This window comes from Pseudomonas sp. NPDC087336 (genome assembly GCF_044744285.1).
Classification (GTDB): Bacteria; Pseudomonadota; Gammaproteobacteria; order Pseudomonadales; family Pseudomonadaceae; genus Aquipseudomonas.
Map to the genome: position 1 here is coordinate 25091 of NZ_JBIUYA010000019.1, position 24202 is coordinate 49292.

A 24202-nucleotide genomic window follows, 5' to 3' on the forward strand; every position below is an offset into this window, starting at 1 on the left:
CCCCGTGAATTCGCATTCACGGGGCCTTTGCGGTGTTACAGGCGATCAGTCAGAGCGGGATCATTCCCACTCGATCGTCGCTGGCGGCTTGCTCGACACGTCGTAGGTGACGCGGGAGATGCCTTCGATTTCATTGATGATGCGGCCGCTGACGGTTTCCAGCAGTTCGTAAGGCAGGTGTGCCCAACGCGCGGTCATGAAGTCGATGGTTTCCACGGCACGCAGGGCCACGACCCAGGCGTAACGACGGCCATCACCGACCACGCCAACCGATTTCACCGGCTGGAACACCACGAATGCCTGGCTGACCTTGTGGTACCAGTCGGCCTTGCGCAGTTCTTCGATGAAGATGTGGTCGGCACGACGCAGCAGGTCGGCGTATTCCTTCTTCACTTCACCCAGGATACGCACACCCAGGCCCGGACCCGGGAACGGGTGACGGTAGACCATGTCGTACGGCAGGCCGAGTTCCAGGCCCAGACGACGGACTTCGTCCTTGAACAGCTCGCGCAGCGGCTCGACCAGTTTCAGGTTCATTTCTTCCGGCAGGCCGCCCACGTTGTGGTGCGACTTGATCACGTGGGCCTTGCCGCTTTTCGCGCCAGCCGACTCGATCACGTCCGGGTAGATGGTGCCCTGGGCCAGGTACTTGATGTTTTCCAGTTTGTTGGACTGGGCATCGAACACGTCGATGAAGGTACGGCCGATGATCTTGCGCTTCTTCTCAGGGTCGGACTCGCCGGCCAGGTTGTCGAGGAACTGGTCCTCGGCGTTGGCGCGGATCACCTTGACGCCCATGTTCTCGGCGAACATGGCCATCACTTGCTCGCCTTCGTGCAGGCGCAGCAGGCCGTTGTCGACGAAGACGCAGGTCAGCTGGTCGCCGATGGCCTTGTGCAGCAGCGCGGCAACCACGGAGGAGTCAACGCCGCCGGACAGGCCGAGCAGTACGTTGTCGGTGCCAACCTGGGCGCGAACCTGGGCGATGGCGTCTTCAGCGATCTTCGACGGGGTCCACAGCGCTTCGCACTCGCAGATGTCGAGGATGAAGCGCGACAGGATGCGACCGCCCTGCTTGGTGTGGGTCACTTCCGGGTGGAACTGCACGCCGTAGTAGCGACGCTCGTCGCTGAACATGCCGGCGATCGGGCAGCTCGGAGTGCTGGCCAGGATGTGGAAGTCTTCCGGCATGCGGGTAACTTTGTCACCGTGGCTCATCCATACGTCGAGGCCAAACAGGCCGTCGGCGTCGATGTGGTCTTCGATGCCGTCGAGCAGGCGGCTCTTGCCGACCACGTCGACACGGGCGTAACCGAACTCACGCAGTTCGGAACCTTCAACCTTGCCGCCCAATTGCTCGGCCATGGTCTGCATGCCGTAGCAGATACCGAAGACCGGCACGCCCAGGTCCCACACCGCTTGCGGTGCGCGAGGGCTGTCGGCGACGTGTACGGACTCGGGGCCGCCGGCGAGGATGATCCCTTTTGGCGCGAATTCGCGAATCGCTTCGTCATCCATGTCGAACGGGTGCAGTTCGCAGTACACGCCGATTTCACGCACGCGGCGGGCGATCAGCTGGGTGTACTGGGAACCGAAGTCGAGGATCAGGATGCGGTGGGCGTGAATATCGAGGGCCATGATTCAGTCTCGTCTAAGTCATTCAGAAACAGTCGTGATTCAGAAACAACTCGGGGCTGAATAATACAGCCCCGGTTGCTTAACTTTTTACTTGAAGGCTCAACCTACGCGGTAGTTTGGCGCTTCCTTGGTGATCTGCACGTCGTGGACGTGGGACTCGGCCATGCCAGCGCCGGTGATCCGTACGAACTCAGGCTTGGTGCGCATCTCTTCGATGTTGGCGCTACCGGTGTAGCCCATCGAGGAACGCAGGCCACCCATCAACTGGTGGATGATCGCGCTCAGGGTGCCCTTGTACGGAACACGCCCTTCGATACCTTCCGGAACCAGCTTCTCGGCGCCTGCCGAGGAGTCCTGGAAGTAACGGTCGGAGGAACCTTGGGCCTGGGACATGGCGCCCAGCGAACCCATGCCGCGGTAAGCCTTGTACGAACGGCCCTGGAACAGTTCGATCTCGCCCGGCGCTTCTTCGGTACCGGCGAACATCGAGCCCATCATCACGCAGGAAGCACCGGCCACGATGGCCTTGGACAGGTCACCGGAGAAACGGATGCCGCCGTCGGCGATCAACGGAACGCCAGTGCCTTCGAGGGCAGCGGCGACGTTGGCGATGGCACTGATTTGCGGCACGCCGACACCAGCGACGATACGGGTGGTGCAGATCGAGCCAGGGCCGATACCGACCTTGACTGCATCAGCGCCAGCTTCGGCCAAGGCCTTGGCGGCAGCGCCGGTGGCGATGTTGCCGCCGATCACCTGCACTTCAGGGAAGTTCTCTTTAACCCAGCGAACGCGGTCGATCACGCCTTTGGAGTGACCGTGGGCGGTGTCGACCACCACCACGTCAACACCGGCATTGACCAGGGCCGCGACGCGGTCACCGGTGTCTTTACCGGTACCGACGGCAGCACCCACGCGCAGACGACCTTGATCATCCTTGCTGGCCAACGGGTAAGCCTTGGCTTTTTCGATGTCGTTGACGGTCATCATGCCTTTGAGGGCGAACTTGTCGTCGACGATCAGCACGCGTTCGATGCGGTGCTTGTGCAGCAGCTCGCGAACGTCGTTCTTGTCGGCGCCTTCCTTGACCGTGACCAGGCGCTCTTTAGGCGTCATCACTTCACGGACAGAGGCTTCCAGACGGTTTTCGAAACGCACGTCACGGGAAGTGACGATGCCGACCAGGTCGCCATTGTGCAGCACCGGAACGCCGGAGATGTTGTGCAGGCGGGTCAGTTCGAACAACTCGCGCACGGTGGCGTCGGCGTCGATGGTGATCGGATCCTTGACCACACCGGCTTCGTAACGCTTGACCTTGCGCACTTCGGCAGCTTGCTGCTCGATGGTCATGTTCTTGTGGATAATGCCGATACCACCTTCCTGAGCCATGGCGATTGCCAGACGGGCTTCAGTGACGGTGTCCATGGCGGCGGAAACCAGTGGAATATTCAGCTCGATGCCACGGGTAAGGCGGGTCTTGAGACTGACTTCGTTAGGAAGCACCTCGGAATAACCGGGCACTAGGAGAATGTCGTCGAATGTCAGAGCTTCTTGGCTGATACGCAGCATCGCGGGGGCTCCCGAGCGGGAAAATGGAAGCGCGCCATTATAGTCACACACCCCCTCGGGTTCAATGTAAAACTCTGTCTATTATCAACCTAATAGATATACGGAACATATCGCCCCCTGCATGCGCTCAGAGTTCGACCTTCACCCAACTCACCGGCTGATCCAGCCAATCGGCAAATTCGTCGAGAAAGCTCTGCTTGAACCCCGCCTCGGCCCAGTTGTTGAAAATGAAGCCCAGGTTGGAAAAGCCGCACTCCTGCAGGAACAGAAAGCCGTTGATGTCATCTTCATGCCCGCATTCAGGGCAGGTGAAGTTATCGGTACGCCCAGGCATCCAGTCTTCGAGGCTTTCAAACAGCGCTTCACCGATTTCCTTGCGACACTCGGCACAACCGGCCTCGCCAAGAAACCCCTTGGCCGGCGTATAGATGCAGCGCTTGGTGACGACCTCCAGGCCATTGATCGGTTCACCGAACGGCAGGGCTTGCGGGTGCAGGACCACTGCCCGGGCGCCATCGGCGATGGCGTGGGCCATGCGATTGCCGGTGCGGCCACAGGTGGTCAGCTCTTCGTTGATGATGTTCTTGCGCACCAGCCAACGCACGATCGCCCGGGCCCGTGGCTCATGCACCGGCAGTGTGGAAATTTTCGGGACAATGATGCTTTGGGAATTCATGGGGCGGCCTACTGTAACGCTTTGAAAGAATCCCGGCAGCTTAAGCCCAAGGCTTCAGAGGTCAAGTACTCAAGTAACGCCCGATCAAGGCGATACCGCTGGCCAGGACCAGCCAGGTCACCAGTCGCACGAACGCCTCGCGTGACAACTTCATGGTCAACCGTCGCCCGATCCACAGGCCCAGTGCCATGGCCGGCAGCAAACACAGCGCCAGCACCAACAAGGGTAGCTCGGCATAGACACCCGCGACAATGAACAGGCTCAGGCGCACCACCGTGCTGCAACTGATCAGCGCACTCTGGGTCGCGCGAGCCGCCTCCTTGGGCAAGCGGCTGTTCAAATAGATCGCATAGAGAAAACCACCACTGCCAAACAACGCCCCGAACATCCCGCCCACGGTGCCCATCGGCAATGCCCAGGCGACAGACAACTGCGACGGGCGGGTTTTGATCCACAGGCTGTAGATGGCATAGAGACTGATGAACAGCCCCATCAACAGCAGCAACAGATCGGACTTGAGGTTCAAAAGGAAGATCACGCCCAGCGTGCAACCCACGGCCATGCAGGGCAGTAATCGCAACAGTTCAGGCTTGGCGACATCACGTCGCGAGGGCAACAGATTGCCGAATGCCGCGACAAAATCCAGCAACACCAGCAACGGCACAATCTTCGACAGTGGCATGAACAGGATCAGTATCGGCCCGGCCACCAGCGCCGTGCCGAAACCGGCAATGCCGAACACGATGTAGGCCAGGGCGATGCCCAAACCGATTACCAGCCAGTCCGTGGCGCCGAATGGCCATTGGCTCATCAACTCAAGCACATTAATTCCCCAGTCATCCATGAATCGCGAAGCAGACTCTACTCCTGTAGGAGCGAGCCTGCTCGCGATAGACCTGAGGGCGACGCGTTCATCCAGACACAACGCGTTACCGTTAACGTCCATCGCGAGCAGGCTCGCTCCTACAGGGGATCGTGCATTCGGTTGGAGAATGCCTTTATCATGCGCCCCATGATTAAAGATCCCTTTGCAAGACTCGGCCTGGATCGCGAAGTCCTGACCGTCAGCCAGCTCAACGGCCGCGCGCGGGTGTTGCTTGAAGACGTTTTCAGCAACATCTGGGTCGAAGGCGAAATCTCCAACCTCGCCCGGCCGGCGTCGGGCCACGTGTATTTCACCCTCAAGGACAGCGGCGCCCAGGTGCGTTGCGCGCTGTTCCGACAAAACGCCGCGCGCGTGCGTCAAGCGCTGAAGGATGGCCTGGCCGTCAAGGTACGCGGCAAAGTCTCGTTGTTCGAGGGCCGCGGTGATTACCAACTGATCCTCGATACGGTGGAGCCGGCCGGTGATGGGGCGTTGCGCCTGGCTTTCGATGCCCTTAAAGAAAAACTCAGCGCCGAAGGCCTGTTCAGCGCCGAACGCAAAGTGCCGCTGCCGGCGCATCCGCAGCGAATCGGCATCATCAGCTCGCCCACCGGTGCGGTCATCCGCGACATCATCAGCGTGTTCCGCCGCCGCGCGCCGCAGGTGCAACTGACCCTGATCCCCACCGCCGTGCAGGGTCGCGAAGCCACCGCGCAGATAGTCCGCGCATTGAAACTGGCGGATGCCCGCGGCTTCGACGCGTTGATCCTGGCCCGCGGTGGCGGTTCGCTGGAAGACCTCTGGTGCTTCAACGAAGAAGCCGTGGCGCGCGCGGTGGACGCCTGCGTGACGCCGATCGTCAGCGCCGTCGGCCATGAAACCGACGTCTCCATCAGTGACTTCGTCGCCGACGTCCGCGCGCCCACACCATCGGCCGCCGCCGAACTGCTGGCACCGGATTCCAGCGACCTGGTACGCCGGGTCGAAAGCCTGCACCGGCGCCTGGTGATGCGCATGCGCGATCGCCTGATGCGTGATCGGCTGCGCCTGGAAGGTATCTCTCGCCGACTGCGACATCCCGGCGAACGCCTGCGCCAGCAAGCGCAACGCCTGGATGACCTGGACATGCGCATGCGCCGCGCTTTCGAACGCAGCCTCAACACCCGTCGTGAGCGGCTGATCCGCCTGGAAACCCGCCTGGCCGCGCAACATCCGGGCCGGCAATTGGCGATGCTGCGCCAACGTCTCGACAGCCTCGCCGAACGCTTGCCCCGCGCCATCCGCGAGGGCCTGAAGAACCGTCGCATGCAACTGCAGAGCCAGATGCAAACACTGCACGTGGTCAGCCCCCTCGCGACCCTCGGCCGTGGCTACAGCATCTTGCTCGACGAGCGTGGCAATGCGATCCGCAACGCCGCTCAGACCCACACCGGCCAGCGCCTGAAGGCCAAACTGGGTGAAGGCGAACTGCAGGTGCGGGTCGAAGACAATCACCTGACGCCCGTCACCCTTTCCTTACTGGACTGATCCATGCCGCGTTTTCTAGCTCCGCTGCTGTTGCTGTGCCTGACCTTCAATGCCCACGCTGACAGTTACATCACCCGCCTGTTGAACAAACCGGTGCCGGGGGGCGTGGCCGTGGTCGACCTGGGCGCTGCCGCACAAGCGCCGAAAGCCAGTTATCAGGGCAAACCGGTGCTGGTGATCAAGGAACAGAACAACTGGCTGGCGATTGTCGGCGTGCCGCTCACGGTCAAGCCGGGTGCCCAGTCCATCAGCAGCGGTGGGCGCAGCCTGGGTTTCACCGTCGGCAACAAGAAATACCCGGAACAGCGCATCACCCTCAAGAATACCCAGCAGGTCAATCCTGACCCCGACAACCTCAAGCGCATCGAGCGCGAACTGGCCGAGCAGATCGCTGCCTACCGCACTTTCAGCCCGAATACGCCGAGTAACGTGCTGTTGGACAAACCGGTGAACGGTCCGCTGTCGAGCAAGTTCGGCGTGCGCCGGTTCTTCAACGGTGAAGAGCGTAACCCTCACTCAGGCCTGGATTTCGCCGTGCCTGCCGGTACGCCGATCAAGACCCCGGCCGCCGGCAAGGTGATCTTGATTGGTAACTACTTCTTCAATGGCAACACGGTTTTTGTCGACCATGGCCAGGGCTTTATCAGCATGTTCTGCCATATGTCGAAGATCGATGTGAAGGTTGGGCAGCAGCTGGCGCGTGGTGGCGTGGTTGGCAAGGTGGGTGCGACGGGGCGGGCGACCGGGTCGCATATGCACTGGAATGTCAGCTTGAATGATGCGCGGGTGGATCCGGCGATTTTTATCGGGGCGTTTCAGCCTTGATCCGTTACATGGCTGATGGCCCCTTCGCGGGCAAGCCCGCTCCCACAGTGACCGAGGTGAGCATGATTTTTGTGTACAACGCCAATCCCTGTGGGAGCGGGCTTGCCCGCGAAGGCGGCGTCACAGGCGATCATTTACTCGGCATCCAGGTCCTCGATCCCATGAACCTCCCGGTCCGCCAGGCAATGCCTGACCCACTCCTGTGTCTCCGGTGAAAACCAGGTCAACTCCTCCGGCGAGATCAGCTCCCGCGCACACAACCCAAGCAAATGCGAACGTGCTTCATGGCGTGAAAACCTGAAGACGCCAAACGCCCAATACAGTTCTTTTTGCCCGGCCTTGAGCAATTCCTCACTGGCGTCGATCCGCTCGTAGGGCGCAATACTCTTGTCCAGCACGATCTTTTCAACGTCGGTCATGATCCGGGTGCACATCCGCTCATGGGCCACCGGACGCAATACGCAATACTGTTTCCAATCGGACTCGTTCATTGCCGTCTCCCGCTTGCCCGTCGAGGCTTTAAAGAAGAATAGCCCCCGAAGCGAGGCCTCGACGCGCAAAGCGCCGATTGCGCATCGTTCAAACCTTGCGCAAACATCCTGAAGATCAGACTTATGCAGAGCAATAAAATCTCGATAAATACGGCCTAAAGAGGATTCCTCTCAATTTTTTTCCACTGCTTGCCATCCTTCCCCCCCGCGGTTAGGGTTGAAGGCATGAAAACCTCTCACACCCTCATTCAGCTTCGTCAGCACCGCAGTTTGTGCCTTGTCAGCGCACGACTGCCGGGCTGAATCGCGGCGCCTCATCCCAAGCGTTACTCCAAGAACATTTTGATCCACCGGCAGGCCGCCTTTTTTCGGCCCACACAATAAGGATTTCCCGATGAGCATGCTCAAAGACCCGTCTTCGAAATACCGCGCGTTCCCGACCATCGATCTCCCGGACCGCACCTGGCCATCGAAGACCATCACCGCCGCGCCGATCTGGTGTAGCTCCGATCTGCGCGATGGGAACCAGTCGCTGATCGAACCGATGGACGCCGTCAAGAAGCTGCGCTTTTGGAAAACCCTGGTGCAGGTCGGCGTGAAGGAAATCGAAGCGTCGTTCCCGGCCGCTTCGCAAACCGACTTCGACTTCGTGCGCACACTGATCGAAGGCAACCACATCCCGGACGACACCACCATCCAGGTGCTGACCCAAGGCCGTGAAGACCTGATCGAGCGCACCTTCGAATCCCTGCGTGGGGCGAAGAAAGCCATCGTTCACCTGTACAACGCCACCTCCCCTTCCTTCCGTCGTATTGTCTTCAACCAGGACAAGGACGGAATCAAGGAAATCGCCGTGAGCGCGGCCAAGCTGTTCGTGAAATACGCCGCCCAGCAGCCGGAAACCCAGTGGACCTTCCAATACTCGCCAGAGACCTTCAGCGCCACCGAACTGGATTTCGCCAAGGAAGTCTGTGATGCGGTGATCGAAGTCTGGAACCCGACGCCCGAGCACAAGATGATCCTCAACCTGCCGGCCACCGTCGAATGCGCGACCCCGAACATCTATGCCGACCAGATCGAATGGTTCGGCCGTCACATCAACCGTCGTGACAGTGTGATCATCAGCCTGCACACCCACAACGACCGTGGCACCGGCGTGGCCGCCACTGAGCTGGGCCTGATGGCTGGCGCCGATCGCGTCGAAGGCTGCCTGTTCGGCAACGGCGAGCGCACCGGCAACGTCGACCTGGTGACCGTGGCCCTGAACATGTACACCCAGGGCTTGAACCCTGAGCTGGACTTCTCCGACATCGACGGCGTGCGCAAGGTCGTCGAAGAGTGCAACCAGATTCAGGTTCACCCGCGTCACCCGTACGTTGGCGACCTGGTGCACACCGCATTCTCCGGCTCGCACCAGGACGCGATCCGCAAGGGTTTCGCCCAGCAAAAATCCGATGCCCTGTGGGAAGTGCCGTACCTGCCGATCGACCCGGCCGACATCGGCCGCAGCTACGAGGCGGTCATCCGCGTCAACAGCCAGTCGGGCAAGGGCGGCATCGCTTACCTGTTGGAACAGGAATACGGCATCAGCCTGCCGCGTCGCATGCAGATCGAATTCAGCCAGGTCGTGCAGCGTGAAACCGATCGCCTGGGCCTGGAAATGACCGCCCAGCAAATCCACGCGCTGCTGCACAGCGAGTACTTGCAAGCCAACACCCCGTACGCGCTGGTCAGCCATCGCCTGCAGGAAGAAAACGGCCACAGCGCCGTCGAAGTGGAAGTGGCCAGCAAAGGCCAGGGCGAAACCAACCTGCACTGGCGCGGCAAGGGCAACGGCGCCCTGGAAGCACTGGTGGCCGGCCTGCCGATCCCGGTGGAAATCATGGACTACAACGAACACGCCATCGGCGCGGGCACCAATGCCAAGGCTGCGGCCTACATTGAACTGCGAGTGAATGGCGAGCGTGCGGTGCACGGCGTGGGAATCGATGAAAACATCACCACCGCCAGCTTCAAGGCCCTGTTCAGCGCGCTGAACCGCTCGCTGAGCCAGCCGGAAGCGAAAGCGGCGTAATCAGCCTTCGCTGAAATGCAAAAGGCCCCGGGGGAGAACCTCGGGGCCTTTTTGTTTGCCAGTTGATCATTCCCACGCTCTGCGTGGGAACGATCGGTCAGGTGAACTCGAAGGTATCGGCATCCAGATTCGCCGGAAACCGTGTGCGATAAGCCGCCAGTTCCGCCGCATCCAGCATCACCTTGAACACCCCGTCCGCCTCCCCTGCGCTTAGCAATGTCTCGCCCTGGAAATCCAGCACCTGGCTGTCCCCGGTATACGCAAAGCCTTTGCCATCGGTGCCGACGCGGTTAACCGCTGCCACGTAGCACAGGTTCTCGATCGCCCGTGCCGGCAGCAATCTATTCCAGTGCTGACGCCGTGCACCCGGCCAGTTCGCCGTGTACAGCAGCAAGTCCGTGTCCTGCGGGTCACGGCTCCACACCGGAAAGCGCAGGTCGTAGCAAATCAGCGGCCGTACCCGCCAGCCCTTGAGCTCGAACTGCACCTGGCGCTCGCCCGGGGTGTAGTGATTGTGCTCGCCGGCCATGCGGAACAGGTGACGCTTGTCGTAGTGCCACACTTCGCCGTCCGGCCGTGCCCACAACAGGCGGTTGCGATGGCTGCCATCAGCGGCCTGCACGATCACGCTACCGGTGATCACCGCATCGAATTTTGCCGCCTGCGTCCGCAGCCATTTGCTGGTCGGTCCATTTTCGGCTTCGGCGAGGGTCTCTGAGTCCATCGAAAAACCGGTGGTGAACATCTCCGGCAGAATGATCAGGTCCGCGCCGCGAGCCTGTTCCAGCAAGGGTTCGAAATGCTCCAGGTTGGCCTGGCGATCATGCCAGGCCAGGGTGGTCTGGATCAGTGCAACGGTCAGGTTTGGCAGCGCACTCAGATCACGCATAGTTTTTCCGCTGCTTCACGCAGGGTCTCCTCACGTTTGGCAAAGCACAGGCGCACCAGGCGCTGGCCAACCGGTGGCGTCTGGTAGAACACCGAGATCGGGATGCTCGCAACGCCATGTTCACGGGTCATCCACAGGGCCATCTCGACGTCGTTGAGGTCAGGACGGATCTGCGAGTAATCGACCAACTGGAAATACGTACCGGCTACCCGGGTGAAACTGAAGCGCGAGGGCGCCAACAGATCGCAGAACAGGTCACGCTTGGCCTGATAGAACGCCGGCAACTCTTCCACGTGCTCCGGGTGTTCGGCCATGAAGTCGGCCAAGGCATATTGCAGTGGTGTGACGCCGCAGAAATTCACGTACTGGTGCACCTTGCGCAACTCTGCCGTCAGGGCCGGCGGCGCGACCACGTAGCCGGTTTTCCAGCCGGTGACGTGGTAGGTCTTGCCGAAGGAACTGACCACGAAGGCGCGCTGATACAGCTCTTCATGGGCCAGCACACTGACATGGGGCACACCGTCATAGACCAGGTGTTCGTAGACCTCATCGCTGATCACATAGATGTCGCGATCGCGGATCAACGCCGCCAGTTGGTCCAGCTCGGCACGGTTGATCAGTGCGCCGCTGGGATTGTGCGGGGTATTGAGGATGATCATGCGCGTGCGCGGACTCAGTGCCTGGGCGAGCTTCTGGAAGTCGATGCTGAAGTCGTCCAGCCCCAGTTGCACGTGAACACAACGGCCACCAGCCAGTTCGACCGAGGGCTCGTAACTGTCGTAAGCCGGATCGAACACGATGACTTCGTCACCGCTATGGATAACGGCCTGAATGGCGCAGAAAATCGCCTCGGTCGCACCGGGCGTCACGGTCACTTCGCTGTCCACATCGACGGTGACGCCGTAGCTGCGGGCGATTTTCGCCACGATCTGCTGACGCAGTACCGGCAAACCGGTCATTGGCGAGTATTGGTTGTGGCCATTGGCAATATGCCGACCGACCGCATCGCACAGGGCCTGCGGTGCAGCGAAATCAGGAAAACCCTGGGACAGGTTAATCGCCCCGGTTTGCGCCGCGAGCTGAGACATCTGCGTGAAGATGGTGATGCCGACATTCGGCAGCTTACTGGTGATCATCGAGGACTCCCTGCTCTACACCCGGCTCTAACGGCGGCGCGGGAGAGCCCGAGGATAGCCCAAACGGCGCGCATAAAAAAAGGGCGCCAAAAGCGCCCTTCTTCAAGCTGATCGTTCCCACGCGGAGCGTGGGAACGATCAAAACCGCAGATCAGCGCTTGTCGCGGCGCTTCTTGTCGGCCTTCTTGTGGTGCGACATCAAGCGACGCTTCTTGTTGACCTGGCGGTCGGTCAGCGAGTTCTTGTTGCCTTCGTACGGGTTCTCGCCGCCCTTGAACTCGATGCGGATCGGTGTACCGACCAGCTTCAAGACACGGCGGTAAGTGTTTTCCAGGTAACGCACGTAAGACTTCGGCACCTTCTCGATCTGGTTACCGTGGATCACGATGATCGGCGGGTTCGCACCACCCAAGTGGGCGTAACGCAGCTTGATCCGGCGGTTGTTGACCATCGGTGGCGCGTGCTCGCCAACTGCGTCTTCCAGGATCTGGGTCAGGCGGTTGGTTGGCCAGCGGGTGACCGCGGACTTGAACGAGTTCTGCACCGAGGCGTAGAGGTTGCCCACGCCAGTGCCGTGCAGTGCCGAGATGAAGTGGATGTCGGCGTAGTCAACGAAGAACAGTCGACGTTGCAGCTCGACCTTCACGAAGTCACGCTCGCTCGGCGTCATGCCGTCCCACTTGTTGATCGCGATGACCAGCGCACGACCCGACTCGATGGCAAAGCCCAGCAGGTTGAGGTCGTGGTCGACCACACCTTCGCGGGCGTCCATCACGAAGATCACCACGTTGGCGTCTTTGATCGCTTGCAGGGTTTTGACCACGGAGAACTTTTCGACTTCTTCGTGGATCTTGCCGCGCTTGCGCACACCGGCGGTGTCGATCAGCGTGTACTTCTCGTCGTTACGCTCGAACGGGATGTAGATACTGTCGCGGGTGGTGCCGGGTTGGTCATACACGATTACCCGGTCTTCACCGAGCATGCGGTTGACCAGGGTCGACTTGCCAACATTCGGGCGACCGATGATGGCGATCTTGATCCCGTCTTTTTCGCTCGGACCAGGAATGCGCTTGGCTTCCTCGCCTTCGGCGACGTCCTCTTCCTCGCCTTCTTCCGGCTCTTCTGCGTCTTTAGGGAACTCGCTCAGGGCGATTTCCAGCATCTGGGTGATGCCACGACCATGAGCACCGGCGATCGGGATCGCGTGGCCCATGCCCAACGGAGCGAACTCGGCGCGGGCCATGTCAGGGTCGATGTTGTCGACCTTGTTGGCGACCACGTAGGAACGCTTGTTACGTTTGCGCAAATGCTCGGCGATCATCTGATCGGCGGCGGTGAAACCGGCCTTGGCATCTACCAGGAACAGAACAACATCCGCTTCTTCAATGGCCAGCAGCGACTGCTCGGCCATTTTTTCGTCCATACCATGCTCGTCACCGGAGATACCGCCGGTGTCGACCAGAATGTAGGAACGCCCTTGCCACTTGGCCTCACCGTATTGGCGATCACGGGTCAGACCGGACAAGTCGCCGACGATGGCGTCGCGAGTCCTGGTCAGGCGGTTGAACAAGGTGGACTTGCCGACGTTCGGTCGGCCCACCAGGGCGATTACGGGAACCATGCGGCTCTCCACTTCGTTATTTCAGAAAATACAAAAGCCGCTGCGAGGCAGCGGCTGGTGCTCGGGGCAGCGCCTGTAAGCGCTGCGAGCCCCGCAGAACAGGGCCGCTTGGGGATTAACCCCAAGCATAGTCAAAGCTTTACTTGATGGTCAGGGCTTCCAGCTTGCCACTGTTGCCATACACATAAATCGTGTCACCCACCACCAGCGGACGCGCGCGCAGGCCGTCGCTGTCGATGCGCTCACGGCCGACGAATCGACCGTCTACCTGACTCAACAGGTGCAGGTAACCTTCCAGGTCACCCACTGCAACGTAGCTGGAGAACACTTCCGGAGCCGACAGTTGGCGGCGGGCCAGCGAATCGTTGCTCCACAAGGCTGTGGTGGAACGCTCGTCGACGCCTTCAACGGTGCCCGAAGACAGACTCACGTAGACGCTGCCGAAACCCTGGGCGACACCGGCGTAGCTGGAAGCATCACGCTGCCACAGCTGACGGCCGCTTTGCAGGTCCAGTGCCGCAACGCGACCCTGGTAGCTGGCGACATAGATGGTCTCGCCGGACAACAGCAAGCCGCCGTCGATGTCGACCACGCGTTCCAGTTCCGAACGACCTTGCGGGATCGCTACACGCTGTTCCCACACCGGCACGCCGTTGGAAATGTCGAGAGCGACCACCTTACCGGTCGAGAAGCCAGCCACCGCGAGGCGGTTGGTCACGATCGGTGCGCTGGTACCGCGCAGGGTCAGTACCGCAGGCGTGCTGTCATACAACCAGCGCTGGTTGCCGGTAGCGGCATCCAGACCGATCAAACGGTCGTCCTGGGTCTGGACCACGACCACATCGCCATTGTTGGCTGGCGGTGCGAGGACTTCACTGGACACGCGAGCGCGCCATTTCTCTTCGCCGTTGATGGCGTCCAGGGCAACGATTTCACCCTTGATCGTACCGATCGTCAGCAGACCGTAACCCACGCCAACGGCGCCGGAAACAGGCAGTTCGAGATCTTTCTTCCACTTGACGTCGCCGTTGCTGCGATCCAGCGCCATCACCACACCGGTGACATCGGCGGCATAGATGGTATCGCCATCGATGGCCGGAACCAGCATGTTGTAGGTTTCGCCCTGACCGTCACCGATCGAACGACTCCACTGCTTTTGCAGGACCACTTCTTCCTTGAAGTCAGTCAACTCGGCCGGTGGCAATTCTTTCTTGCTGTTGCTGCTGCAACCCGCGGCCAAAATGGCCAGGGCCAGCAATGCTGCATGCTTCCAACGGATCACGTCACGCATCCCCTTTGGCCAGGTCGTCCAGCTTGATTTGCAGGCCACCGACCGCCGCTTCATCCGACAGTGCCGCCTTGGCTTTTTGATACGCCGCGTGCGCTTCGTCGGTACGACCCAGCTGCACCAGCAGGTCGCCCTTGAGTTCTTCACGAGTGGCCAGGAAGGCCTTGTCGGCATCACCTTCCAGCAGCTTCAGGGCTTCATCGACCTTGCTCTGCGCGGCCAGCACCTGCGCCAGGCGCTGACGGGCGATTTCGCCCAGTGCCGGGTTGGCCGGCTTGGCGACGATGGCCTTCAGCTCGTTGGCTGCGTCATCGAGCTTGCCACTGTCGACCGCGACTTTCGCCACGAACAGGCTGCCGTACTGCGCATAGGCACTGCCGCCGAACTCGCTGTTGAGCTTGCCGGCCAGATCCGAGACACGCGCCGCATCCGGCTTGCCATCAGGCGTCAGCGTGGTTTCGAGCAATTGCTGATAGAGCATCGAGGCGCCTTGCGACTGGTTGCTCTGATACTTCTGGAACGCCTGCCAACCGAACACGATGACCAGCGCCAACAGGCCGCCGGTGACCAGGGGCTTGCCGTTGCGTGACCACCATTCCTTAAAATCCGCCAGCTGTTCGTCTTCGGTACTCGACACCCCAATACTCCTTAATCGCTAATTCGGCTGTTAAGACAGCTTCAACCCTGCACGACGCAGGTGGCCAGGTGTGCAGCAAGCGCATCCCAGGCAATGCTTTGTTGTTCGCCCTGGCCACGCAGGGGTTTGAAACCTACCACTTGCTGGGCCATCTCGTCGTCACCGAGGATCAGTGCGTACAGCGCACCGCTCTTGTCGGCCTTCTTGAACTGGCTTTTGAAGCTGCCGGCACCGGCATTCACTTGCAGGCGCAGGTTGGGCAACTGGTCGCGCACGCGCTCGGCCAGGGTCAGGCCAGCCAGCTCGGCAGCTTCACCGAAGGCGCAGAGGTAGACGTCGACCTGACGGGAGATTTCTTCCGGGATCTGCTTCAGGGTTTCCAGCAGCAATACCAGGCGCTCGATGCCCATGGCGAAACCGACGCCGGCAGTAGGCTTGCCGCCCATCTGCTCGACCAGGCCATCGTAACGGCCACCGGCACACACGGTGCCCTGGGCGCCGAGTTTGTCGGTGACCCATTCGAAAACGGTCTTGCTGTAGTAGTCCAGCCCGCGAACCAGCTTCGGGTTGATCACATAAGGAATACCGGCGGCGTCCAGGCGAGCCTTGAGGCCCTCGAAGTGCACGCGGGATTCTTCGTCGAGGTAGTCGGCCATTTTCGGCGCATCGACCAGAATCGCCTGTGTGTCGGCATTCTTGGTGTCCAGGACCCGCAGCGGGTTGGTTTTCAAGCGGCGCTGGCTGTCTTCGTCCAGCTTGTCCAGGTGAGCGGACAGGAACTCGACCAGCGCTTCACGATAACGACCACGGGACTCGCTGGTGCCCAGGCTGTTGAGTTCGAGCTTGACCGCATCGCGGATGCCCAGCTCGCCCCACAGGCGCCAGGTCAGCACGATCAGCTCGGCGTCGATGTCCGGACCGTCGAGGTTGAACACTTCGACACCGATCTGGTGGAACTGACGATAACGGCCTTTCTGCGGACGCTCGTGGCGGAACATCGGGCCGATGTACCAGAGTTTCTGCACCTGGCCACCGCCGGTGATGCCATGTTCGAGCACGGCACGCACGCAGGCTGCGGTGCCTTCAGGACGCAGGGTCAGGGAGTCGCCGTTACGGTCGTCGAAGGTGTACATCTCTTTTTCGACGATGTCGGTCACTTCACCGATGGAGCGCTTGAACAGCTCAGTGAACTCGACGATCGGCATGCGGATCTGCTTGTAACCGTAGTTATCCAGCAGGCGCGAAACGGTGCCTTCGAAATGACGCCACAGGGGGGTCTGTTCGGGCAGGATGTCGTTCATGCCACGAATGGCTTGCAATGACTTGCTCACATTAAATCCTTAAATTCGTTCGGCGCGTCGTCGGCTCAGCCGCGCGCGATAACCGCTGCGTCAGCTTCGACCTTTTCGGCCGCTTTCTGGCGGATCAAGCGTTCAAGCTCATCCACCAGATTGTCATTCGTCAGTTTCTGCGACGGCTTGCCGTCGATGTAAATCAGGTTTGGCGTGCCGCCGGTCAAGCCGATATGGGCTTCCTTGGCTTCGCCCGGCCCGTTGACCACGCAACCGATGACCGCGACGTCCAGCGGCACCAGCAGGTCTTCGAGGCGCCCTTCCAGCTCGTTCATGGTCTTGACCACATCGAAGTTCTGCCGCGAGCAGCTCGGGCAGGCGATGAAGTTGATGCCACGGGAACGCAGATGCAGGGACTTGAGAATGTCGTAGCCGACTTTCACTTCCTCAACCGGGTCAGCCGCCAACGAGATGCGAATGGTATCGCCAATCCCTTCGGCGAGCAGCATACCGAGGCCCACGGCAGATTTCACTGTGCCTGAACGCAAACCACCGGCTTCGGTGATCCCCAGGTGCAGCGGCTGGACGATTTCCTTGGCCAGCAAGCGGTAGGCTTCGACGGCCATGAACACGTCGGAGGCCTTCACGCTGACCTTGAAGTCCTGGAAGTTCAGGCGCTCGAGGTGTTCGACGTGGCGCAACGCCGATTCGACCAGGGCGGCGGGGGTTGGCTCGCCGTATTTTTTCTGCAGGTCTTTTTCCAGAGAGCCGGCGTTCACCCCGATGCGGATCGGAATGCCGCGGTCGCGGGCGGCATCGACCACCGCACGCACACGGTCTTCGCGACCGATGTTGCCCGGGTTGATCCGCAGGCAGTCAACACCCAGTTCGGCCACGCGCAAGGCAATGCGGTAGTCGAAGTGAATGTCGGCGACCAAGGGTACTTTGACAAGCTGCTTGATCTTGCCGAAGGCTTCGGCGGCGTCCATGTCCGGCACGGATACCCGCACGATGTCGACACCCGCGGCTTCCAGGCGATTGATTTGCGCAACGGTCGCAGCGACGTCATTGGTGTCGCTGTTGGTCATGCTTTGCACAGCGATGGGCGCATCGCCGCCAACAGGTACATTACCGACCCAGATCTTGCGCGATTCGCGACGTTTGATTGGAGATTCGCCGTGCATGACTTATTGACCCAACTTCAGGCGAGCAGTCTCGCCACTGGTGAACGGAGCGACATTGACCGCCTGACCGTTGTAGCTGACCTGCGCGCCGCGGGCATAACCCAGGCGCACGGAAAACGGCGGCTTGCCATTGAGGGAAACGCTTTCGCCTTTACGCTTCAGACCGCTCAACAGCACCTTGCCGTTGCCGTCGGTCACCTGGGTCCAGCAGTCGGCGGTGAACTGCAGTTGAACCTGGCCCTGACCAGCCGCCGCAGGCGCTGCTGGTGCTGGTGCTGGAGCCGCAGCGGTTGGCGCTGGAGCAGTTGGAGCAACGGGCGCAGTCACTGCTGGTGCTGCAACAGCAGGAGCAGGAGCAGCCGGGGCTGGCTTCGCAGGTGTGGCAACGAGCGGAGCAGTGGCGGCCGGCGCAACGGGTGCCGGCGCCGGCGTTTCAGTCGGTGCCTGGGTCGCGGTGTCGGCCTGTGGCAATGCCAGGGCCGTTGTAGTTTCAGCCCGGCCCTCGGCGACCGCCTGGTCTTCCGGTTCGTCCAGCGGATGAATCTGGGTGGTGCCGTCGGCGCCTTCGACTTCAACGTGTTCCGGGCTCAGGCTGATCAGGTCCTTGGTGCGCAGCGACGTCTGGTCCTGCCACCAGACAAAACCGCCACCGACCACGGCCACCAGCAACAACAGGCTGACAATGCGCAAAATGGTGTGGGACACGCGCACTGGCTCTTCGATGCGGCCCAGGCTGTGAACGCTGCTGCCCTTGGAGTCGGTACCGGTGGATTGGTCGAACTGCTGGACCAGCACGGCCTGGTCCATGCCGAGCAATTTGGCATAGGCGCGAATATAGCCGCGAGCGAAGGTATGCCCTGGCAGCTTGTCGAAATCACCGGCTTCCAGATTGCTCAGGGAATTGACGGTAAGGTTGAGCTTGAGGGCCACTTCGGCCAGCGACCAGCCATTGCTTTCGCGGGCCTGGCGCAAGGTCTCACCGGGGTTAACGCGATTCGCTGCTACAACTTCGGGATGCGCCGCTTTCATCATTGCTCCGACAGGTATTGCTGATATTCCGGTGTACCGGGATAGAGTCGTTTTAATTGCAGGCCCGCACTGGCGGCCTTGTCGCGATCATCAAACACTTTTGCCAGGCGAATGCCGAGCAATAGACTACGTGCATTTTGCTCGGCAAGCAGGCTAAAACGGTCGTAATAGTCACGCGCGGGCACATAATGCCTGTCTTCGTAAGACAACTCAGCCATTTCCAGCAATGCCCGAGGCTGTTGTCGATTCAAACGCAGGGCTTTTTCCAGTTGTTGCTGGGCCAACTCGCGCTGGCCGAGCATCGAAGCGGTCATGCCGAGGTTCTCGAACACCCGCGAACGCTCAGGATACAGGGTATCGGCCGCGGCCTGTTCGAAGCGCTCGTAGGCTTCCTTGTAACGTTTCTGCTCGAAGAGAAAGCTGCCGTAGTTGTTGAGGATTCGCGCATCGGCGGGACGGGAAGACAGCGCCTTGCGAAAATGCTGGTCAGCCAGCTCCGGCTCCATTTCGGCCTGGAACACCAACCCCAACGCCGCATTGGCGTCCGGGTCCGCGGCGTCCAGATCCAGCGCCTTCTTCAGCGGCACTTTTGCGCGCTCGGTCATGCCTTGTTGCAGATAACCGATGCCCAGTTGCACGTAGGCCTCGCGCGCCTCGTCACGGCCTTTGCTGGTCTTCATCGGGTTGTAGTCGCCCGAAAGCACACAGCCAGCGCACAGGCTGGCCATTAGCAAAAGCAGCGCAAAGCGCAGGGACATGGAGATCCTCTCTTGATTACTTCGCAGCGTTCGAAGCCATATCGTTGTCGGCGTTCAGTTCACGCACGGCGATATAACGTTCGCTGCGACGGGTGCGATCCAGCACCTGCCCTACCAATTGACCACAGGCCGCGTCGATGTCTTCACCACGGGTGGTGCGGACAGTGACGTTGAAACCGGCATGATGAAGCTGATCCTGGAACCGGCGGATGGCGTTGTTGCTCGGCCGCTCGTACCCGGAATGCGGGAACGGGTTGAACGGGATCAAGTTGATCTTGCACGGGATGTTCTTGAGCAGCTCGATCATTTCCACAGCGTGCTCGACCTTGTCATTGACGTCCTTGAGCAAGGTGTACTCGATGGTCAGCACGCGCTTTTCGCCCAGGGACGACATGTAGCGCTGGCACGACTCGAGGAGCATCTTAAGCGGATACTTCTTGTTGATCGGCACCAATTGGTTACGCAATGCGTCATTCGGTGCGTGCAGGGACAACGCCAGGGAGACGTCGATGTGCTTGGACAGCTCATCGATCATCGGCACCACGCCGGAGGTCGACAGGGTTACGCGGCGCTTGGAAATGCCGTAGCCCAGGTCGTCCATCATCAGGTGCATGGCGGCGATGACGTTGTCGAAGTTCAGCAGCGGCTCACCCATGCCCATCATCACCACGTTGGTGATGGCTCGGTCGACGGTCGCCGGGACGCTGCCAAAGGATGTGTTGGCAATCCACACCTGGCCGATGACTTCGGCGGCGGTGAGGTTGCTGTTGAAGCCTTGCTTGCCGGTGGAGCAGAAACTGCAATCCAGGGCACAGCCTGCCTGGGACGAAACGCACAAGGTGCCGCGTTTGCCCTGGGGAATGTACACGGTCTCGACGCAGCTGCCGGACGCCACGCGCACCACCCATTTACGGGTGCCATCGCTGGAGATGTCCTCGCTGACCACTTCCGGACCGCGAACTTCAGCAACAGCCTTGAGCTTTTCGCGCAAGGCCTTGCTGACGTTCGTCATGGCGTCGAAATCATCGACGCCAAAGTGGTGAATCCATTTCATTACCTGACCGGCACGGAAACGCTTCTCCCCGATTGAGTCGAAGAATTTTTCCATTTCCTGTTGAGTCAGACCCAGCAGGTTAGTTTTTACAGTCGATGTAGTCATGGATTCACCTTCACTCTTAAGCCAATGCTTAGCGAGTGGTTACTTCAGTAGCTGCGAAGAAGTACGAGATTTCGCGAGCGGCAGCGGCTTCGGAGTCCGAACCGTGTACGGCGTTGGCGTCGATCGAGTCAGCGAAGTCAGCACGGATGGTGCCAGCAGCAGCTTCTTTAGGGTTGGTAGCACCCATCAGCTCACGGTTCAGAGCGATAGCGTTTTCGCCTTCCAGAACCTGAACAACAACTGGACCGGAGATCATGAAAGCAACCAGGTCGTTGAAGAAACCACGAGCGCTGTGCTCAGCGTAGAAGCCTTCGGCTTCGGCTTTGGACAGTTGCTTCAGTTTCGAAGCTACAACGCGCAGGCCAGCTTTTTCGAAACGAGTGGTGATCTCGCCGATCACGTTTTTAGCAACGGCGTCAGGCTTGATGATGGAGAAAGTACGTTGAACAGCCATGGTGTAACTCCAGAAACGGTAATTTGCGAAAAATTAAACCCGCGAATTATACGCGGGTTCTTGGGTATTGCCTAACCTGCAGCGTGGCTCAGTCGCGTTCTTCGATCCAGTGGGCCTGAATGGCCTCCAGGATCTTTTCGCCACAATGCTCAGGCAAGTCGTCGAACTCGGGCAATTCCATCACCCATTTGCGCAGATCGACGAAGTTGACCGACATAGGGTCCACGTCGGGCTTGCTTTCAGCCAGCTGGATCGCGATTTCCAGCACATCAGTCCACTTGAGTTTCATGACAATTCCTTGAATCAGTGCGGTGCTTCGGCTGCGTGGTTGAGCGAGTACTTCGGAATTTCGACGGTCAGGTCTTCGGTGCCGACCTTGGCCTGACAGCCCAGGCGCGACTCACGCTCCAGCCCCCAGGCCTTGTCGAGATAATCTTCCTCCAGCTCATCAGCCTCTTCCAGCGAATCGAAACCCTCGCGGATGATGCAGTGGCAGGTGGTGCAGGCGCAGACGCCGCCGCAGGCACTTTCCATCTCGATATGGTGTTCGTGGGCCAGCTCGAGGATGGAAATACCCGGTTCAGCCTCCACAACCATGCCATCCGGGCAAAACTTTTCGTGTGGCAGAAAAATGACCTGCGGCATCGTTATTCCTCAATCTCATTCAGGTTGCGCCCCGCCAGCGCGGCTTTCACCGTCGAGTCCAGGCGGCGGGCAGCAAAGGCGTCGGTCACTTGCGACAGACGCTTGGTCTGCTGCTCGATGGCGTAACCATCGGTACCTTTCATCAGTTCGGTCAGTTCCTGCACCTGCAGGTCGATGACCATGCGCTCGTCGGCGTCCAGCAAACGCTCGCCATCAGCCTCCAGGGCAGCCTGTACCGCTTCGATCAGCCGCTGAGCATCGACCTGCTGCTCGCGCAGAACACGGGCCACCTTGTCATCATTGGCGTGCTGGAACGAATCCTTGAGCATCTTCGCGATTTCGCCGTCGGTCAGGCCGTAGGACGGTTTGACCTGGATGCTGGCTTCGACGCCCGAACCCAGTTCACGGGCGGAAACACTGAGCAAGCCATCGGCATCGACCTGGAAGGTCACGCGAATCTTCGCCGCGCCGGCCACCATCGCCGGAATACCGCGCAATTCGAAGCGCGCCAGGGAGCGGCAGTCGCTGATCAGCTCGCGCTCGCCTTGCAACACATGGATCGCCATGGCCGACTGGCCATCTTTGTAAGTGGTGAAGTCCTGGGCGCGAGCGACGGGAATGGTGGTGTTGCGTGGAATCACCTTCTCCATCAGGCCGCCCATGGTTTCCAGGCCCAGGGACAACGGAATCACGTCCAGCAGCAACAACTCATCGCCATCGCGCTTGTTGCCGGCCAGGGTATCGGCCTGGATCGCGGCACCGATGGCCACCACTTGATCCGGGTCGATTTCAGTCAGTGGCTGACGCCCAAAGGCTTCAGCGACGGCTTCGCGAACGCGTGGTACGCGCGTCGAACCGCCGACCATGACCACCGCATGCACGTCTTCCAGCTCTACGCCGGAATCACGCACCGCGCGGCGGCAGGCTTTGAGGCTGCGTGCGACCATCGGCTCGATCAAGGCATCGAAGGCTTCGCGGGTCAGCTCGGCTTTCCAGTCGCCATGGGCCACTTCGACCGACGAGGCGTTGGTCAGGGCTTCTTTGGCAGCGCAGGCCGTTTGCAGCAGTTGACGCTGCGCACCCGGATCGAGATTGGCCGACAGGCCGGCGCTCTCGATGATCCAGCCAGCGATCGCGTGGTCGAAGTCATCGCCGCCCAGGGCGCTGTCGCCGCCGGTAGCCAACACTTCGAACACACCGCCGGTCAGGCGCAGAATCGAAATATCGAAGGTGCCGCCGCCCAGGTCATAAATCGCCACCAGGCCTTCGGCGTGCTGATCGAGCCCGTAAGCCACCGCCGCTGCCGTCGGCTCGTTGAGCAAGCGCAGCACGTTAAGGCCGGCCAGTTTGGCGGCGTCCTTGGTGGCTTGGCGCTGGGCGTCGTCGAAATAGGCCGGAACGGTGATCACCGCGCCGACGAGCTCGCCGCCCAAAGTCGCTTCAGCACGCTGACGCAGGACCTTGAGGATATCGGCCGACACTTCGACCGGGCTTTTCGGGCCCTGGACCGTGTCGATGAACGGCATGTGCGACTCGCCACCGACAAAGCGGTATGGCAGTTGATCGCCCAATTGCTTGACGTCGGCCAGACCACGACCCATCAAGCGCTTGACCGACAGCACGGTGTTCAAGGGATCGGTGGCGGCTGCCAGCTTGGCGGATTCGCCAACCTCGACGCGATCGGCGTGATAGCGCACGGCAGACGGCAGGATAACCTGCCCTTGCGCGTCAGCCAGAGGTTCGGAAAGACCACTGCGCAACGCAGCGACCAGCGAATTGGTAGTGCCCAAGTCGATCCCCACAGCCAGGCGACGCTGGTGCGGTTGAGGACTTTGGCCGGGTTCGGCGATCTGCAGTAGGGCCATCGTTATCAGGACTTATCTGTATATCAGGCGTGCGACCGGAGCGGCACTGGGTTAATCGTCGAGGCGCTCTTCCAGCTGGCGCACTTCGTAGGTGAGCTTGTCGAGGAACTGCATGCGCCGCATCAGGCGTTCGGCCTGCTCACGTTGCGCTGCATCATTCCAGCAGGCTGCGAAACTGTCGTTCAGTTTTTCCTGGGCCACTTTCAGGCGGCGCTTGAAGACGGCAACGCCATTGAGGTCGGCGCTGTCCTGCAGGTCTTCGAGCTCTTCGCGCAACTCCATCTGTTGCAGCAGAAACTCCGGATCATGCACCGTGACCTCCAGCGGCAGCTCGCCACCATTCAAGGCGAGCAGGTAACGCGCGCGCTTGGGTGGACTCTTGAGCGTCTGGTAGGCCTCGTTGAGGCTCGCGGATTGCTCCAGCGCCAGCCGCTGCTCCCGCTCGGAAGCGTCGGCAAAGCGGTCCGGATGAACACTGCGCGCCAACTCACGGTAGCGCGTAGCCAGCTGGTCGAGATCCAGGTTGAAGCTCGGTTGCAGCTCGAATAAAGCGAAATGACAAGGAGTACCCACGACAAGC

General features: G+C 60.5%; 23 protein-coding genes. 3 read left to right on the top strand and 20 right to left on the bottom strand.

All coding sequences use genetic code 11. From position 1 onward, the window contains the following. Positions 1-60: 60 nt before the first annotated feature. From guaA to ACIO0C_RS19365, 4 genes are all read right to left on the bottom strand, one after another. Positions 61-1638, bottom strand: coding sequence for a glutamine-hydrolyzing GMP synthase (gene guaA / locus ACIO0C_RS19350; protein WP_008057764.1), 1578 nt, complete (start codon positions 1636-1638; stop codon positions 61-63). Positions 1639-1737: 99 nt separating this feature from the next. Further along, positions 1738-3207: an IMP dehydrogenase gene (guaB, locus tag ACIO0C_RS19355; protein ID WP_401314644.1), complete on the bottom strand. Its 1470-nt coding sequence runs from the start codon at positions 3205-3207 to the stop codon at positions 1738-1740. A 127-nt stretch (positions 3208-3334) separates the two neighbouring features. Then, a complete protein-coding gene (locus ACIO0C_RS19360; protein ID WP_401314646.1) occupies positions 3335-3883 on the bottom strand; it encodes a sugar ABC transporter ATPase in 549 nt (182 codons plus the stop codon). Between the two features lie 61 nt (positions 3884-3944). After that, on the bottom strand, positions 3945-4712 hold the full coding sequence (locus ACIO0C_RS19365) for a sulfite exporter TauE/SafE family protein (RefSeq protein ID WP_401314748.1): 768 nt from the start codon (positions 4710-4712) through the stop codon (positions 3945-3947). Positions 4713-4895: 183 nt separating this feature from the next. Here ACIO0C_RS19365 and xseA point away from each other — a divergent pair, with 183 nt between their 5' ends. Next, the gene (xseA, locus tag ACIO0C_RS19370) at positions 4896-6275 is read left to right on the top strand and encodes an exodeoxyribonuclease VII large subunit (protein WP_401314749.1); all 1380 of its coding nucleotides are present in this window, start codon (positions 4896-4898) and stop codon (positions 6273-6275) included. 3 nt (positions 6276-6278) lie between these two features. Beyond that, complete coding sequence (locus tag ACIO0C_RS19375) at positions 6279-7100, top strand: peptidoglycan DD-metalloendopeptidase family protein (protein WP_401314648.1); 822 nt, start codon at positions 6279-6281, stop codon at positions 7098-7100. Between the two features lie 134 nt (positions 7101-7234). Here ACIO0C_RS19375 and ACIO0C_RS19380 read toward each other — a convergent pair whose 3' ends face one another. Continuing rightward, positions 7235-7591, bottom strand: coding sequence for a hypothetical protein (locus ACIO0C_RS19380; protein WP_401314650.1), 357 nt, complete (start codon positions 7589-7591; stop codon positions 7235-7237). A gap of 394 nt (positions 7592-7985) precedes the next feature. On the opposite strand from ACIO0C_RS19380, the gene leuA reads away from it, so the two are divergent. After that, on the top strand, positions 7986-9665 hold the full coding sequence (gene leuA / locus ACIO0C_RS19385; RefSeq protein ID WP_401314652.1) for a 2-isopropylmalate synthase: 1680 nt from the start codon (positions 7986-7988) through the stop codon (positions 9663-9665). Positions 9666-9762: 97 nt separating this feature from the next. Here the strand turns inward: leuA and ACIO0C_RS19390 are convergent, their stop codons facing one another. The 15 genes from ACIO0C_RS19390 to hscB form a co-directional block, all read right to left on the bottom strand. Next, the gene (locus tag ACIO0C_RS19390; protein ID WP_401314654.1) at positions 9763-10554 is read right to left on the bottom strand and encodes an amidohydrolase; all 792 of its coding nucleotides are present in this window, start codon (positions 10552-10554) and stop codon (positions 9763-9765) included. Further along, positions 10542-11690, bottom strand: coding sequence for a pyridoxal phosphate-dependent aminotransferase (locus tag ACIO0C_RS19395; RefSeq protein WP_401314656.1), 1149 nt, complete (start codon positions 11688-11690; stop codon positions 10542-10544). Before ACIO0C_RS19395 ends, ACIO0C_RS19390 begins: the two co-directional genes overlap by 13 nt. A 151-nt stretch (positions 11691-11841) precedes the next feature. Further along, positions 11842-13311 carry a ribosome biogenesis GTPase Der gene (der, locus tag ACIO0C_RS19400; RefSeq protein WP_020795612.1) on the bottom strand — a complete coding sequence of 490 codons (1470 nt, stop codon included), beginning with the start codon at positions 13309-13311 and terminating at the stop codon, positions 11842-11844. Positions 13312-13450: 139 nt separating this feature from the next. Beyond that, positions 13451-14602, bottom strand: a complete 1152-nt coding sequence (bamB, locus tag ACIO0C_RS19405) for an outer membrane protein assembly factor BamB (protein WP_032831492.1) — start codon at positions 14600-14602, stop codon at positions 13451-13453. Further along, entirely contained in the window at positions 14595-15236 is a 642-nt protein-coding gene (locus tag ACIO0C_RS19410; protein ID WP_180205854.1) for a tetratricopeptide repeat protein, read from the bottom strand. The genes bamB and ACIO0C_RS19410 overlap by 8 nt, the downstream gene beginning before the upstream one ends. A gap of 41 nt (positions 15237-15277) precedes the next feature. Beyond that, positions 15278-16567, bottom strand: coding sequence for a histidine--tRNA ligase (gene hisS, locus ACIO0C_RS19415; protein ID WP_401314659.1), 1290 nt, complete (start codon positions 16565-16567; stop codon positions 15278-15280). A 35-nt stretch (positions 16568-16602) separates the two neighbouring features. Then, positions 16603-17712, bottom strand: a complete 1110-nt coding sequence (gene ispG, locus ACIO0C_RS19420) for a flavodoxin-dependent (E)-4-hydroxy-3-methylbut-2-enyl-diphosphate synthase (RefSeq protein WP_003185136.1) — start codon at positions 17710-17712, stop codon at positions 16603-16605. A 3-nt stretch (positions 17713-17715) separates the two neighbouring features. Further along, a complete protein-coding gene (locus tag ACIO0C_RS19425) occupies positions 17716-18741 on the bottom strand; it encodes a RodZ domain-containing protein (RefSeq protein ID WP_401314661.1) in 1026 nt (341 codons plus the stop codon). Further along, positions 18741-19499, bottom strand: coding sequence for a type IV pilus biogenesis/stability protein PilW (gene pilW / locus ACIO0C_RS19430; protein ID WP_401314663.1), 759 nt, complete (start codon positions 19497-19499; stop codon positions 18741-18743). The genes ACIO0C_RS19425 and pilW overlap by 1 nt, the downstream gene beginning before the upstream one ends. 16 nt (positions 19500-19515) lie before the next feature. Continuing rightward, on the bottom strand, positions 19516-20658 hold the full coding sequence (gene rlmN, locus ACIO0C_RS19435) for a 23S rRNA (adenine(2503)-C(2))-methyltransferase RlmN (RefSeq protein WP_401314665.1): 1143 nt from the start codon (positions 20656-20658) through the stop codon (positions 19516-19518). 28 nt (positions 20659-20686) lie between these two features. Further along, a complete protein-coding gene (gene ndk, locus ACIO0C_RS19440) occupies positions 20687-21112 on the bottom strand; it encodes a nucleoside-diphosphate kinase (protein ID WP_007903599.1) in 426 nt (141 codons plus the stop codon). Positions 21113-21200: 88 nt separating this feature from the next. Next, entirely contained in the window at positions 21201-21401 is a 201-nt protein-coding gene (gene iscX / locus ACIO0C_RS19445; protein WP_401314667.1) for a Fe-S cluster assembly protein IscX, read from the bottom strand. Positions 21402-21415: 14 nt separating this feature from the next. Then, complete coding sequence (gene fdx / locus ACIO0C_RS19450) at positions 21416-21757, bottom strand: ISC system 2Fe-2S type ferredoxin (RefSeq protein WP_102670192.1); 342 nt, start codon at positions 21755-21757, stop codon at positions 21416-21418. Between the two features lie 2 nt (positions 21758-21759). Then, on the bottom strand, positions 21760-23622 hold the full coding sequence (gene hscA / locus ACIO0C_RS19455; RefSeq protein WP_401314670.1) for a Fe-S protein assembly chaperone HscA: 1863 nt from the start codon (positions 23620-23622) through the stop codon (positions 21760-21762). 51 nt (positions 23623-23673) lie between these two features. Then, positions 23674-24195, bottom strand: coding sequence for a co-chaperone HscB (hscB, locus tag ACIO0C_RS19460; protein WP_008025499.1), 522 nt, complete (start codon positions 24193-24195; stop codon positions 23674-23676). Between the last annotated feature and the right edge of the window lie 7 nt (positions 24196-24202).